Source organism: Methylotuvimicrobium sp. KM2, assembly GCF_038051925.1.
In the GTDB taxonomy this organism is placed as follows: domain Bacteria; phylum Pseudomonadota; class Gammaproteobacteria; order Methylococcales; family Methylomonadaceae; genus Methylotuvimicrobium.
The window spans coordinates 2,744,378-2,759,336 of sequence record NZ_CP150634.1 but is presented as its reverse complement, the minus strand read 5'-3'; the positions used below and the strand labels follow the sequence as shown (position 1 = coordinate 2,759,336).

Sequence of the window (14,959 nt, the reverse complement as noted above, 5' to 3'; positions counted from 1 at the left end):
ATGCAGATTTTGCAGGAGCAAAAATCTGCCCTGCTGCCGACATCCTCGCTAGCCACACCCCATACCTTCATAAAGTTAGCCATTTTTTGAGTATAAAGGGAGTAAAATGCCGATCACCACAAAAATTTTGATTGCGATGTGCTTGGGGCTATTGGCAGGAAGCGCGATCAATGCTTTCGGACAAGATAATGGCGCGATTCGGGAATATCTGGTCGAGGGATTATTTCATGTGGTCGGCGCTTCGTTTATCAATGCCTTGAAAATGCTGGTCGTGCCGTTGGTCAGCTTTTCGCTGATTTGCGGCGTATGCGGCATCGGCGATATCGCTGCGTTAGGCCGTATCGGCATTAAAGCCTTTGGTTTGTATTTGTTGACGACCGGCCTTGCGATTGCCCTGGCCTTGTTGATTGCCGTTTCGGTCGGTCCCGGGCGCGATTTTGAACGTAGCGGCGACGTTGCCGAATTTAGCGCGCCCGAAGCGCCCGGTTTAGCCGAAGTGTTGATCGGGATCGTACCGAGCAATCCGGTTAATGCGTTCGCCGAAGGCAATATGCTGCAGATCATCTTTTTTGTGATTCTTTTTGCGATCGCGATGATGATGGCGGGCGAAGTCGGTTTCCAATTGTTGAGAACCGCCGAGCAATTGAACGAAGTCATGATGAAACTCGTGATGCTGGTTATGGAATTTGCGCCGATCGGGGTTTTTTGTTTAATCGCGAAGAGTTTTTCCGAACAGGGTATCGGTTTGATCGTGCCGATGCTGGGTTATTTTTCGGCGGTTATCGCCAGTTTGTTTCTCCATACTACGCTAACGTTGTGTTTGTTGTTATGGCTCATGACGCGAATGAATCCATGGGAATTTATGAAAAAAATGCGTCCGGTGCATATCTTCGCCTTCAGTACGGCCAGTTCCAACGCGACGATTCCGGTCAATCTGCGCGTCGTCGAACACGATTTGGGCGTGCCGAACTCGACCGCGGCATTCACGATTCCGCTCGGTGCGACTATCAACATGGACGGTACCGCGATTATGCAGGGCGTCGCGACAGTATTTATTGCCAATGTCTACGGCATCGAACTCGGGTTGATGCAATATTTAACCGTGATCGGCATGTCGATATTGGCGTCGATCGGCACGGCAGGCGTGCCCGGCGTTGGATTGATCATGCTGGCGATGGTATTCAATCAAGTCGGGCTGCCGGTCGAGGGCATTGCCTTGATTTTAGGCGTGGATCGGCTTTTGGACATGCTTAGAACGGTCGTCAACGTGACTGGCGATGCGGCCGTGACCTGTATCGTCGCTAAGGGAGAGCATCGTCGCTAACTGACTACCCCTCTTTATTTTATATAAATGACCTGTAATTTGGAGTTTTAAATGAATGAATTAAAAAAGAATATGGATTTTACAGGACCTAAGGGTCCTGTGGTGTTGGCCATTATGGATGGGATAGGAATTGGTAAGAATCCGGAAAGCGATTTTGTGCTGCAATCTGCGACGCCAAATTTGGATTGGTTGCGTAAGCATGCCTTGTATACAGAGTTGCGTGCTCATGGCGTTGCAGTGGGTTTGCCGGACGACGGCGACATGGGCAATTCGGAAGTCGGCCATAACGCCATTGGTTGCGGACGTGTTTTTTCTCAAGGGGCATCCTTGGTAGGCAAGGCGATCGAATCCGGGGCTATGTTCGCGCCCGAGTCGGTTTGGGATGAGCTTATTCGAAACGTCATTAAAAAAGAATCGACCTTACATTTTATTGGTTTGTTTTCGGACGGCAATGTGCATTCCAATCTGAATCACTTGGAAGCGATGTTGCGGAAAGCCAAGGAGCAAGGCGTTAAAAAGGCGCGAATTCATGCCTTGATCGATGGTCGCGATGTGCCTCCGACCTCGGCGCTGGAATATGTCGAGCGCTTCGAAACCTTTTTGAACGAGATCAATGCCGATGGCAGCGTCGATTATTGTGTCGCATCCGGCGGCGGACGCATGAACATTACGATGGATCGTTATAATGCCAACTGGGATATGGTGCGGCGCGGTTGGGATACGCATGTGAAAGCCGAAGGCCGGCGCTTTGCTTCCATGAAGGAAGCGATAGAAACCTTCCGTAAAGAAAAACCCGGCATTTTAGATCAAGATTTACCCGCGTTCGTCATCGAGCGTGACGGAGCGCCGGCAGGACCGATTGTCGATGGCGACAGCGTAATCTTCTTTAACTTCAGAGGCGATCGGGCATTGGAAATTACCAAGGCCTTTGAAGCGGACGAATTGAACGAGTTCGATCGTGGTCCGAAACCGGATGTGTTATATGCGGGTATGATGCAATACGACGGCGACCTTGGCGTTCCCGAGCGTTATTTGGTAACGCCGCCCGCGATTGATCGTACGATGAGCGAATATTTGTCGAACGCCGGTATAAAACAGTTGGCGATTTCCGAAACGCAGAAATTCGGCCACATGACCTATTTTTTCAATGGCAATAATTCCGGTAAATTCCCGACCGAAACCTGGGTGGAAATTCCGTCGGATGCTTGTCCATTCGAGGAAGCGCCGCGAATGAAAGCGGACGAAATCACCGATGCTGTCGCACAGGCGATCGAGAGCGGGGAATATAAATTTATCCGCTTAAATTATCCGAATGGCGATATGGTTGGTCATACCGGCGATGTTAATGCGGTAAAGGCTGCTGTCGAAGCCGTCGATCAAGGTATCGGCAGGATTATCGAGGCGCTGAAAAAGACAGGCGGAATTCTAGTATGTTCGGCAGACCACGGCAATGCGGACGACATGTGCGAGCTGGATAAAAAGACAGGCAAGCTGGTTCTTGACGATGAAGGCAAGTTCAAGCCGAAAACGGCGCATTCATTGAACCCGGTGCCGGCAATTATTTACGATCCTTCAGGGGTGGCTCATGCGCGTTTGGCCGATGTGCCAAACCCCGGTATCGCGAATCTGGCGGCGACTTGCATCACGCTGCTAGGCTTCGAGTCGCCGGAAGATTATGTTCCAAGCCTTGTGAAAGTCGGTTGAGGAATGGGTATGAAATAACTGAGTTATGATTCCCTCACCTCACGCTAGGTGAGGGAAAGCCGCTGACGTTTGAAGTTCATGATGTATTTCGGGAGATTACCTAAGAAATAAGCACGAAATAACTTAGACTTTTGATTCCCTCATCCAATTCTCTCTCAATGAATAATAAGATGAGTGCGTCGTTCCCGTGCAGAGCATCACTGCCATTAAGTTAAGCCTTTTCTGGTTCCCACGGTCTTCCGTGGGAATCCGTACCTTGGCTGTCGAAACCAGATCGGTATGCGTTCCCACGCTCCGCGTGGTAATGCATCCCGAGTCGCTCTGCGGCTCGGGGACGCTAGAGCGTCCCCGTCCAGGTTCCCACGCAGAGCATGGGAACCATTTGTAGAAGTTATTTCATGCTCGTTCCTAAGTTTTCTTTCTAACCTCTTAGATGAACGAAGACGCTATTACTTCATGATCTTCATGGTGAAATGTTTTTTTTAGGCATATGGCCTCAGGCATTCTATCGACCGACCAAATCCAGATATTCGGTTTCGCTCAGTATGCGGACGCCGTGTTTTTCTGCGGCGTTTAATTTGGTTGCGCCTACCTTTTCCCCGATGACCAAGTAGTCGGTTTTCCCGCTGACCGCGCTGCCCACTTTCGCGCCCATCGCTTTGGCTTCGCGAATCATATCCTCGCGCGAGCCTTGCTGCATCGTGCCGGTGAATACCAACGATTTGCCTGCTATGGCGCTTTGTTCCTCAGGCATTTCTTGGGTTTTGGTTTCGTTCAATGCAAAACCTAAACGATATAAGCGGTTGAACAACGGTTCGATTTTTTTCAAACCTTTTAAGACGATATCGGCGGTTTTTTCGGCGAAGCCTTCGAGCGAGACGATCTCTGCTTCGCTCAACGAAAATATTTCCGGTAAACGGTAGTGCGCGAGCAGTTTTTCGCAGTTGCCAAGCCCCATTCGGAATACGCCGAACGCGGCTAAAAATCGCCAATCCTCGATCGGTTCGGACAAACTGCGCTGCAATTGATCGACTAAATTTTGCGACTGTTTCGGGCCGAAACCCATCGCTTCGAAATCCGATGCGTTGAGTCGGTAGATTTTATCGATCGTTCGGATATCGTTATCGTAAAGTTTGGCGATCGTCGCCGGGCCGAAACCGTCGTTATTGCCGAGTACCCGAAAAAAGTGTTCTATCGAATGACTGACTTGGGCTGGGCAATCGAAATTGTTCGTGCAGTACAAAAAGTCGCCGTCCCAAACCAACTCGCTGCCGCAACTAGGGCATTGTTCCGGAAGATCCGGTTCGACCGGTGTGATGACTTCCTCGATTTTCGGAATGACCTCGCCGCTTCGGGCGAGCTTGATCACCGCGCCGGGACCGATGCCTTTGTCGACGACCATTTTATAATGGTGAGCGGTCGCTCGTTGCAACAGTGCGCCGCTCAAGCGGATCGGTTCGACTTCAACGACCGGTGTGATGCGGCCTGAGCGCGAGGTTTGCGGCACGACTTGGAGGATCTTGACTTCGGCGGTCGCGACATTCTCTTTGTAGGCGATTTGCCAACGATGATGATGGCGGGTGGCGCCCATATGTGCTTTGATTTTTTCGTCGGTGATTTCGAGTATTACGCCGTCGACGTCATAATCTACCGCATGCCAAATTTGTTTTACGATCTCATCGAAGCGCTCGACAAGTTCCATCCAACTGCCTTGCCAAGCAGGCAGTTTCGCAAAAGGAAAAAAAACCGCAGCCCGATCTTTGATGGCCTGTTCGGCATGTTGCTCCAGTTCTTTTTCCTTGATGACGCTGGCTTGAAAATTACGCGTGTTATCGAAAAACTCGGACAAATAGCGTTGGAAATAGGTTTTATTGACGACGATTTCGCCGGCGCCCAGTCCGCGTGAGCCATTATCCGCGACTTGTAAGCCGCGCTCGAAGACGCGTGTGATGTCGGTGCCTTTTCTGCCGTCGCCGCGCGTGTAAAGCCGTTCGCCGTCGTCATAGGCCGCATAACCGTCCAGCTTCGGCGTTACCTTGAAAACGACCGAATCGAAGTCGATGTTTAACTCGTCCGCCGATTTTTTGATGCGCTTGGCCCAATTTTCGATTTCGCTCTGGCTATAAGCCTTGTCGGTCGATAGCATTCTGACCGGTAATTCAACTGTTTTACCGGCAAAAGCCGCTTCCGGTTCGACGCGCGTTACGAAAGGGTGGTTCGGATGACGGCGCTTCAGTTCGGCGATAAAAGTAAAGTCGTACTCGGCGTCGCTAATCAGGGCATCGCCGCCTCGATACAAGGCATTGGCTATCTCGATGAATTCGACGAGTTCCTTGTCGTCTAGTTTCGCTTCGTCGGTCGCGCGCGAGGCAATTGCTATGAGTTTTTCCTCGCTCAGTTGTTTTAATTGAACATTTGAGCGTTCGAGAATGTCTTTTTGATTATCGTTTAGCATCTGCGGAATGATTTGATAATTTTTATGCGGATAAGGGAGAAATTATAACCGATACCGCAATATGGCGCCTGTATCGCTTTTTAGCGTTATGCGGAAGGCGCCGGTTTTAAGCACCTTGCCTATCGGAACACAAAATATTTCCATAATCGTGGTGCGTCACTTGTGTTTGTATGTTAGATTTGGTGATAATGTCGTACCCCTTCAATTCTCGTATGCTCTGCGTCAATGCCATTAAGTTAAGGTCTTTGGAGTTTTACTCCCCTCTTTGAAAAAGAGTGGCTGGGGGGGATTTTTCCTCGTTCCCATCGCTCCAGCGTGGGAACGCATACCAATCTGGTTTCGACAGCCAAGGTACGGATTCCCACGGAGGACCGTGGGAACCAGAAAAGGCTTAACTTAATGGCAGTGATGCTCTGCGTGGGAACGATAAGAGGGTAGATAGCTACAAAATTTCAGGTGCTTGGAAGTTTCTAGCGCTCTACTTTATTTCCATTCATCAATGAGCCTGTCAATGCCGGAAAACTCTAACGCAAAAATACTGATCGTCGACGACTCGCCGGAAAATTTGTGCGTTCTTAGCGATCTGCTGCAAACTCAATTTCAAGTACGCGTTGCCACGTCCGGAGAAAAGGCTTTGCGTATTGCCGGCACCGCGCCGCATCCCGATTTAATTTTGCTCGATGTAATGATGCCTGGCATGGACGGGTATCAAGTATTCGAGCATTTACGCGCCGATTCGGCCACGCAAGATATTCCGATTATTTTCGTCACTGCGATGGACAGTGACGAAGCTCAGCTCCAAGGTTTGGACTCCGGTGCGGTCGATTATATTACAAAGCCGATTTCACCGCCGATCGTCATGGCCCGGGTCCGAATTCAATTAGAACTTAAACAAGCGCGCGATCGCTTGTCGCATCAAAATTCCTGGTTGGAGGCCGAGATTGCTCGGCGTATGGCTGAGAACGAGTTGATACAAGAAGTCAGTATCAGGGCTCTTGCTCATCTGGCCGAAGCGCGCGATCCTGAAACCGGCAATCATATTCTGCGCACCCAAGGTTATGTGCAGGAGTTGGCCATGGCTTTACGGGAGCTTCCCGGATTTTGCGATGTGCTGACCGATAAATTTATCAAGCTATTGAGCCGTTCGGCGCCGTTGCACGATCTCGGCAAGGTCGGCATTCCCGACGCCATCTTGCTTAAGCCGGGGCCCTTGACGCCCGAGGAATGGGCCGTGATGAAGACGCATGCCCGTATCGGTAGCGAAGCCATAGAAATGGCCGAACAAGAAGCTGCGGGACAAGTCGAGTTTTTGTCGCTGGCCAAGGAAATAGCCCATTGGCATCATGAAAAATGGGACGGTTCCGGCTATCCGGATGGCTTGTCCGGCGAAAGCATACCGATTTCTGCGCGCATCATGGCGCTGGCCGATGTCTTCGATGCTCTGATTTCTCCGCGTGTTTATAAGGCGCCGATGAGTTACGGTGAAGCCAGGGACATTATTGCTTCGTGGCGAGGCAGTCATTTCGACCCTGTCATGGTCGACGTATTTTTGAAGCATTTCGATGTCTTTTGCGAAATAGCCGACCGATATAGCGATTTGGTAATGGCATAACAAAATGTCTCGTCGATATCCTCGGGCCGAAATCATCCGTGTTGTATTGACATATGCGCTATGCGCCGCATTGTGGATATTTTTTTCCGATAGGTGGTTGTCATGGTTAATCGATGAGCCGAATAATATAGCCTTTATTAGCACCATTAAAGGTTGGTTCTTCGTTATCGTGACATCGTTGTTGCTGTTTCGATTAATGCAGCACCTGATGAACCGGGAAGAAATTGCAGAAAATACCGAGAAAAACCGTTTCGGCGCCGGCTTGCATTGGATGCTATTGATGGTCGCCGTTCTCCTATTCGTATTTGCCTATAGCCAATATCGATCTTGGGGGCATCAACAAATGCCGTCGTCGCCAATACGATCGACAGCGAAGCAAGATTCAGCTTGGTTGGGGCTTGCCGGTTTAATGTCGATATTTACGGTTGGAGCGGGATTCTATCTATTACGCCAACGGCAACGTTTAGCCGAGTCTCAAGCAATACAAGAGGCTCAAGCTGAGCGGTTGAGGGCGCTCGGCTTGTTAGGCGCAATTGCCGATAGTTCGAACGATGCGATTTTTGCAAAGGATTTGGAAGGTCGTTATACGCTTTTTAATCCGGCTTCGGAGCGTTTTACCGGGAAAAAGGCCGTCGATGTTCTGGGGCTTGACGATACGGTGCTTTTTTCACCCGAACAGGCCAAAATGCTTATCGCGAACGATCGGGCCGTATTGGAGGAAGGCCGTACCATCACTTACCACGAGGATCTCGATGTTTCGAACGGAAAACGCACTTTTCTCGCGACTAAGGGGCCTTTGTTCGATAACGATAACAATGTTGTCGGAATATTCGGGATTTCGCGCGACATAAGCGAGCTAAAACAAGCTGAACGGTCGTTACGCGATAGCGAGGCCCGTTTTCGGGCATTGGTGGAACAATCGCTAGCCGGTATTTATATCATTCAGGATAATCGATTTCTCTACATCAATCCTGCTTTTGCATCGATTTTGGGATATGACTCCACCCGATATATTATCGAAACCATGACGGTCGGCGATTTAATCAGTCCCGAGTATCTTGAGGAGGTCATGGTAAACATCGCCCGTTTGGTAGGTGGATCGGTATCTTCTATCAGTAATTACCGTTTTACCGCATTACGCCGCGACGGAAGCCCTGCATATATCGAAGCGCATGGCAGTGCTTTCGACTATCAAGGCCGACCGGCCGTCATAGGGCTTTTTCTCGACATCAGCGCGCGCAAAGCCGCCGAAGACGCACTACTTGAAAGCGAGCGGCGCTTTTACGATATCGCCAATGTGTCCGCGGACTGGATTTGGGAAATCGATACCGACGGTCGGTTCACTTATTCGTCGGACGGCGTATTGGAAATGCTCGGCTATACTTCCGAGGAAGTGTTAGGTAAGACGTTCTTCGATTTCATGCAGCCTGATGAAGCAGATAAGCTACATGAATGGTTTGCCGACATTAGAGCCCATCGAAAATCGTTTCGTAATATTGAAAGCCTATGCCGGAAAAAAGACGGTCATTTGCGTTATATTCTGTCTCACGGCACGCCGATCTTCGACGAAAGAGGACAACTGCTCGGTTTTCGGGGAGTCGATCAAGACATCACGGAACGCAAGCAAGCGGAATTGGCCGTGCGGAAAAGCGAAGCATTTAAACGGGCGATTCTGGACTCGGTTAACGCGCATATTGCCGTGCTGGATCAACAAGGAATCGTTGTAGCGGTCAATCAACCGTGGCGGCGCTTCGCACAGGAAAACGGACTAAAGTCTGGGGGGGCATTCAATTCAGTCGATGTCGGGGTAAATTATTTAGACGTTTGCCAAAAAAGTATCGGGCCGTCTTCCGAAGGCGCGATGACGGCAAGAGATGGAATTATAGCGGTTTTGGAAGAACGTGTTCCGGTTTTTTATTTGGAATATGCCTGTCATTCCCCGGAACGGCAGCGGTGGTTTATGATGACCGTCACGCCATTGGAGACGGATGAGCACGGCGTGGTCATCGCTCATACCGATATTACCGCCCGTAAGACCTTTGAAGAAACGCTCCGCCGGCAGACCGAAGAGCTAGAAGAGCGTAATCGGGAGTTGGAGCGTTTTAATCGTGCGACGGTTGGGCGTGAACTCGATATGATTGCTTTAAAGCAGAAAATCAATGAACTTTCCCAGCAGCTAGGGCGGAGTCCGCCTTATCCGCTGGCTTTTCTCGATAATTCTCAGAAATAGACGTAATACAACAATGTCGGCATGAATGCCGATTGAATATAGCCTATTACGACATTATTTACCGCCAAGATCTATTGAAATATGCCAAATACAATTAATTTTTCAAGCTTTGATTCGGTGGAATCATGATCGACCAACTGAGTCAAATGCTTTCGGCCAATGGCTTGCTCCCCCACGGCTATTGTTTGAGCTGGTCGCCGACCTTAGTGATAGCTTATGTCGTAAGTGAGACACTGATTTTTCTCGCTTATTTCTCCATGCCGCTCGCACTGACTTATTTCGCGAGACGGCGCAAGGATTTTCCTTATCAATGGGTGCTGTGGATGTTCGCCGCGTTTATCATGGCTTGCGGGTTGACTCATCTGATGGGGGCAGTCGTCCTGTGGCAACCTTGGTATGGATTGGATGTCATGCTCAAGTCGGCTACCGCGCTGATCTCGGTTGCCGCTACCGTGTCCCTGTGGTATCTACTTCCCGACGCGCTTAGATTACCCAGTCCCGCGCAATTGCGCCGAGTGAATGAGCAATTACAAACTGAAATCATCGAACGTAGAAGAATTGAGGAAGAGTTGAGGCAAGCCAAGTCTAAAATCGAACTAAGTTTGCACAAGGAACGCATACTCCGTGCGGCTATTGTCGAGTTTTCCGACGATGCGATTATTGGCGGCAGTGCCGATGGAATCATAACGGATTGGAACAGAGCCGCTGAGCTTATGTTTGGCTATACCTCAAAGGAAGTTCTAGGGCAATCGTTGCTCTCGCTGATGGCGCCCGTGCAAAGCGATCAAGGGCAGGCGCTAGTCGAAGCTATCGTCGAAGGTCAATCGGTCAGGCAGCACGAATTACAGTGTTTACATAAGAATGGTAATTTGTTCGATGTGGCGATAACACTTTCACCTATTTTCGATAAAGAGAAAAAAGTGGTGGCTTTATCAACGATTGCTAGGGATATAACCGAACGGAAGCGTAATGAGCTGGAGATACTGAGACTCAATGCCGATTTAGAACGACGCGTAAAGGAACGAACCGCCGAACTGACCTTGGCGAACCGAGAGTTAGATAGCTTCGCTTATGCGGTCTCTCATGATTTACGGGCACCTATCCGAGCATTGAATGGTTTTAGTTGGGCCTTGATCGAAGACTATGCGGATGAACTGCAAGGCCAGGCAAAAGAATATTTGCAACAGATCGGTGTTGCGACCCGCCGTATGAATGATTTGATCGACGGCTTATTGACGCTATCGAGAAACACGCGAGGCGAACTGCGCAGGGATCGGGTCGATATTTCAATGCTTGCCAAGCGCTTTCTCGACGAATTGTCGAACAACAATCCCGAACGATCGGTTGATATGGCTGTCGAGGGCGGACTCGAGGTCAATGCCGATAAACGCATGATCGAGTCGGTCATATCTAATTTGCTCGAAAATGCTTGGAAATATACGGCTAAACAAAAGACGGCGAGCATTCGAGTGTTTGCTCGAGACAGAGAAGGCGTCCGTTATATTTGTGTGGCCGACAATGGAGTCGGCTTCACTATGGCAAATGCCGAACGCTTATTTCAACCTTTCCAACGCTTGCATCATCAAGACGAATTTCCCGGTATCGGTATTGGTTTGGCTACCGTTAAACGCATCATCAATCGGCACGGCGGCGTGATCGAAGCCGATAGCGAGCCAGGTAAAGGGGCCGAATTTTGTTTTTCAATGCCTGAAATAGCGATCGAACGAAACAAACTATCACAATGAATGACGTACAAAAAATTCTTGTCATTGAGGATAGTGCGGCGGATTTTTTGTTGCTGGAGCGTTATTTACGAAGGCATGGACTTGCGTCCGTGTGTTTTTGCGTGAGTTCCAATACGGAGTTGCGGCGGGCTTTGCAAAACGAATGGGATGTGGTGCTCTCCGATTATAATGTGCCTGGCATGAACTTTCATTCGACCCTCCAATCTATCAAGGCGCACCGGGACGACTTGCCGGTTATTTTAGTGACGAGTGCGATCGGCGAAGAAGCCGCCGTGGACTTGTTGTGGCAAGGCGTTAGCGATTTCGTGCTCAAGGATAATCTTGCCCGCTTGCCTTCGGCCATTCATCGTGCATTGAATGAAGTCAGAGAGCATCGAGCTTTGCAGCAAGCCGAAGTCGCGTTACAGCAAAGCCAGGCGAAAGCCCTCGAGGAACAACGCCAAGCTCGACTGGCCGCGTTGAACTTAATGGAGGACGCGATCGCAGCGCAGGCCAGGGCTGAACAGGCGCATGCCGCATTGTTGGAGTCGGAAGCCAAGTTTCGTTTATTGGCCGAGAATTCTTCGGATTGTATTTTTTGGCTCGATCTTGAGGAACAATTTAAATATATATCACCGGCGTGTGTGCAATTAACAGGTTACCCCCCTGATGCCTTTCTAAAGAATTCGAAGCTCATGAATGAGCTTGTGCATGAAGAGGATAGGGACCGATATCGGCACTATCTGGCGAGCGATAGCGAAGACAAAACGGGCTATTTGGAATTTCGAATCGTTCACAAAGACGGGGCCATTCGTTGGGTCAGTCATCAGAACAAGGCGATCCATGACGAGCGCGGGGTCTATTTGGGTAAGCATGGCTGCCATCGCGATATAACCGCGCAAAGATTGATGGAGCAAGACTTGCGCGATAGCGAAGCGCGCTTCCGGGTGGCGGTGGAGAACATTCGGGACGCCTTTATTTTAATGGATGCGGATGGTCGGATAGTTATTTGGAATCCCGCAGCCGAGGCGATATTCGGTTATACGCAAGACGAGGTGAAAGGGAAATCGCTGCATTCTTTGATTGTGCCTTCACGACTGCATGACTCAGCCTTAGCCGGACTGTCGCATTTCAAGCTAACAGGGAAGGGGCCTGTGATAGGCCGTACTGTGGAGTTGCCTGCCGTTCGCCGAAACGGCGAGGAGTTCTTGGTCGAACTTTCCCTGTCTGCTGTCGAATTGGACGGGCATTGGTATGCTGCCGGCATTGTCCGCGATATTACCGAGCGCAAACGAACCGAAGAGCAGTTGCGCAAGCTCGCCCAGGCTGTCGAGCAAAGTCCCGAAAGCATTGTGATTACCAATTTGGATGCCGAGATCGAATATGTCAACCAGGCTTTTTTGATGATCACCGGCTATAGCCTTGACGAGGTAATCGGTCGTAATCCTAAAATTTTACACTCCGGTAAGACGCCGCCGGAGACTTACGCTCAATTTTGGGATGCCATGACTCGCGGTAAAACTTGGAAAGGAGAATTTATTAACCGGCGCAAGGACGGTAGCGAATATATCGAGTTCGCGATCGTTTCGCCGCTGCGTCAACCGGATGGTCGAATTACGCATTATGTATCGGTCAAGGAGGATATTACCGACAAAAAACATAACGGCGAGGAATTGGACCGCTATCGTCATCACCTGGAAGAATTGGTCGCCGATCGAACTGCGGAGTTGGAAAAGGCGCGTGCCGTGGCGGATGCGGCAAACAAGGCCAAGAGCGCGTTTCTGGCGAATATGAGCCATGAAATCCGCACTCCGATGAATGCGATTCTCGGATTGACTTATTTATTAAAACAAAGCCCGTTGTCGCCCGTGCAAGGCGAACGCCTGACTAAAATCGAGGTTTCCGCTCAGCACTTGTTGTCGATTATTAATGATATTTTAGACTTATCCAAGATCGAGGCAGGGCGTTTGCAATTGGAGCAAACCGACTTCGCGCTCGAGGCTGTATTGGATCATATTAAATCGTTAATTGCCGATCAAGCCAAGCTCAAGGGTTTGTTGGTTATGTCTGATAGCGACAGCGTTCCTCATTGGTTGAGAGGCGATCCGACACGTCTACGTCAAGCGATGTTGAACTATGCGGGCAATGCCGTGAAATTTACCGAACAAGGTTCGATTGCCTTGCGCGCCAAACTGTTACAAGAGAGCGAGCAAGGCTTGTTAGTTCGTTTTGAAGTTCAGGATTCGGGAATCGGCATCGCCGAAGAGCATTTGCCGTTATTGTTTGAATCTTTTTCTCAAACCGATGTGTCGATTACCCGAAAATACGGTGGTACCGGTTTGGGATTGGCGATTACTAAAAGGCTTGCGACCATGATGGGCGGGGAAGTTGGCGTTGAAAGCCGGATTGGGCAGGGTAGTACATTTTGGTTTACCGCTTGGCTTCGGCGCGGACGTGGTGTGATGCCTGCGGTACAAGTTGACGCAACCAAAGCTGTCGATGATCTATTGCGCCGCCGATATGCGGGCGCGCGTTTACTTGTGGCAGAAGACAACCCGATTAATCGAGAAGTCGTTTTGGAATTGTTACATGGTGTCGGTTTGTCGGTGGATACCGCCGAAAATGGTCGGGTGGCATTGGATAAAGTCCGGTCGAAACAGTACGATTTGGTATTGATGGATATGCAGATGCCCGAGATGGACGGTTTGGCGGCAACCCGAGCGATTCGTTCTCAGCCGGAGTATGCGCCGTTGCCGATTTTAGCGATGACCGCTAATGCTTTCGACGAAGACCGGCGCGTTTGTTTAGATGCCGGAATGAATGATTTCGTGGCCAAGCCGGTGATTCCGGAAGTACTTTATACTGTGGTGTTGCGTTGGTTGGCGCACGGCAAACATGAGTTGCCGGAGCTCGATAATCGGTCAGAGGAGCCTCGCTTAGTGTCCGATAAATCGAATAGCCAAAGCGAGTTAGGGGATATACCGGGCGTAGATACGATTAAGGGTCTGCAGATGGTCAACGGCGATATCGGTAAATATCGACGGCTTTTACGCATGTTTGCGCAATCGCATCGGCAAGACATGAGTCTGGCACGGAAACGATTAGCCTCCGGCGATAATGAAGCCGTTCGTCGCTTAGCGCATGGGCTTAAAGGCGTAGCCGCGACTTTAGGCGCTAACGTTGTTGCCGATTGTGCGGCAGCATTGGACAATGCCTTACGTGTAGATGCCGGGCCCGACGATTGTATGAAATTGGCGCTAGCGTGCGAGCATGAATTAATACAGTTGGTCGAGGCGATTCAGTCTTTGCCCGAAACATCCGAACCGGACGATCTCGATTCGATTGATGTCGATCCCGAACATTTGAGGAGCCTCATTCAAGACCTTGAGCGCTTATTGGATGAGAGTAATGTTAAAGCCGGCAGTTTAAGCCGTGAATCGGCGGCGATGTTGCGGGTCTATTTGGGCGATCGTTATGCGATGTTTAATCGGTGTATTGATCGGTTCGATTATGACGAGGCTTTACGGATATTGAGAAGTGTACCGGATAACGATAATGACGGATTGTTTATATCCTAACGATCATGAAGAAGCCGTCATCATACCGGCAAATGAAAGTTCTTTGGTGACGGAGGGTGCGGTCACTCGCCCGACAGGATGCCGTGAACCCAGCACCTAAATTAAGCAAGTTTTGCCCATTCCCAAGCAGAGCTCTCATCGTTATACATAAGTCAAAAATTACCGTTTTGCAATCTTAGCTAATGAGTCTTCGATACCAATTTTTCTGGTTCCCACGGTCCTCCGTGGGAATCCGTACCTTGGCTGTTGAAACCAGATCGGTATGCGTTCCCACGCTGGAGCGATGGGAACGAGGAAAAGTTCTCTGGTGGCGGAGAGTGCGGTCACTCGCC

The 14,959-nt window shown here is 50.0% G+C and carries 7 protein-coding genes; 6 read left to right on the top strand and 1 reads right to left on the bottom strand.

The window, feature by feature from the left end; translation table 11 throughout:
- Positions 1-106 precede the first annotated feature (106 nt).
- Both WJM45_RS11600 and gpmI read left to right on the top strand, forming a co-directional pair.
- The gene (locus WJM45_RS11600) at positions 107-1,324 is read left to right on the top strand and encodes a dicarboxylate/amino acid:cation symporter (protein WP_341325263.1); all 1,218 of its coding nucleotides are present in this window, start codon (positions 107-109) and stop codon (positions 1,322-1,324) included.
- Positions 1,325-1,375: 51 nt separating this feature from the next.
- Positions 1,376-3,028 carry a 2,3-bisphosphoglycerate-independent phosphoglycerate mutase gene (gene gpmI, locus WJM45_RS11595; RefSeq protein ID WP_341325262.1) on the top strand — a complete coding sequence of 551 codons (1,653 nt, stop codon included), beginning with the start codon at positions 1,376-1,378 and terminating at the stop codon, positions 3,026-3,028.
- Positions 3,029-3,533: 505 nt separating this feature from the next.
- Here the strand turns inward: gpmI and WJM45_RS11590 are convergent.
- Entirely contained in the window at positions 3,534-5,483 is a 1,950-nt protein-coding gene (locus WJM45_RS11590; protein WP_341325261.1) for a helix-hairpin-helix domain-containing protein, read from the bottom strand.
- Between the two features lie 511 nt (positions 5,484-5,994).
- Here WJM45_RS11590 and WJM45_RS11585 point away from each other — a divergent pair.
- The 4 genes from WJM45_RS11585 (at position 5,995) to WJM45_RS11570 (ending at position 14,627) form a co-directional block, all read left to right on the top strand.
- The gene (locus WJM45_RS11585) at positions 5,995-7,095 is read left to right on the top strand and encodes a two-component system response regulator (protein ID WP_341325260.1); all 1,101 of its coding nucleotides are present in this window, start codon (positions 5,995-5,997) and stop codon (positions 7,093-7,095) included.
- Between the two features lie 4 nt (positions 7,096-7,099).
- A complete protein-coding gene (locus WJM45_RS11580) occupies positions 7,100-9,325 on the top strand; it encodes a PAS domain-containing protein (protein ID WP_341325259.1) in 2,226 nt (741 codons plus the stop codon).
- A gap of 125 nt (positions 9,326-9,450) precedes the next feature.
- Entirely contained in the window at positions 9,451-11,070 is a 1,620-nt protein-coding gene (locus WJM45_RS11575; protein WP_341325258.1) for a PAS domain S-box protein, read from the top strand.
- Positions 11,067-14,627 carry a PAS domain S-box protein gene (locus WJM45_RS11570; protein WP_341325257.1) on the top strand — a complete coding sequence of 1,187 codons (3,561 nt, stop codon included), beginning with the start codon at positions 11,067-11,069 and terminating at the stop codon, positions 14,625-14,627. The genes WJM45_RS11575 and WJM45_RS11570 overlap by 4 nt, the downstream gene beginning before the upstream one ends.
- The last annotated feature ends 332 nt before the right edge of the window (positions 14,628-14,959 follow it).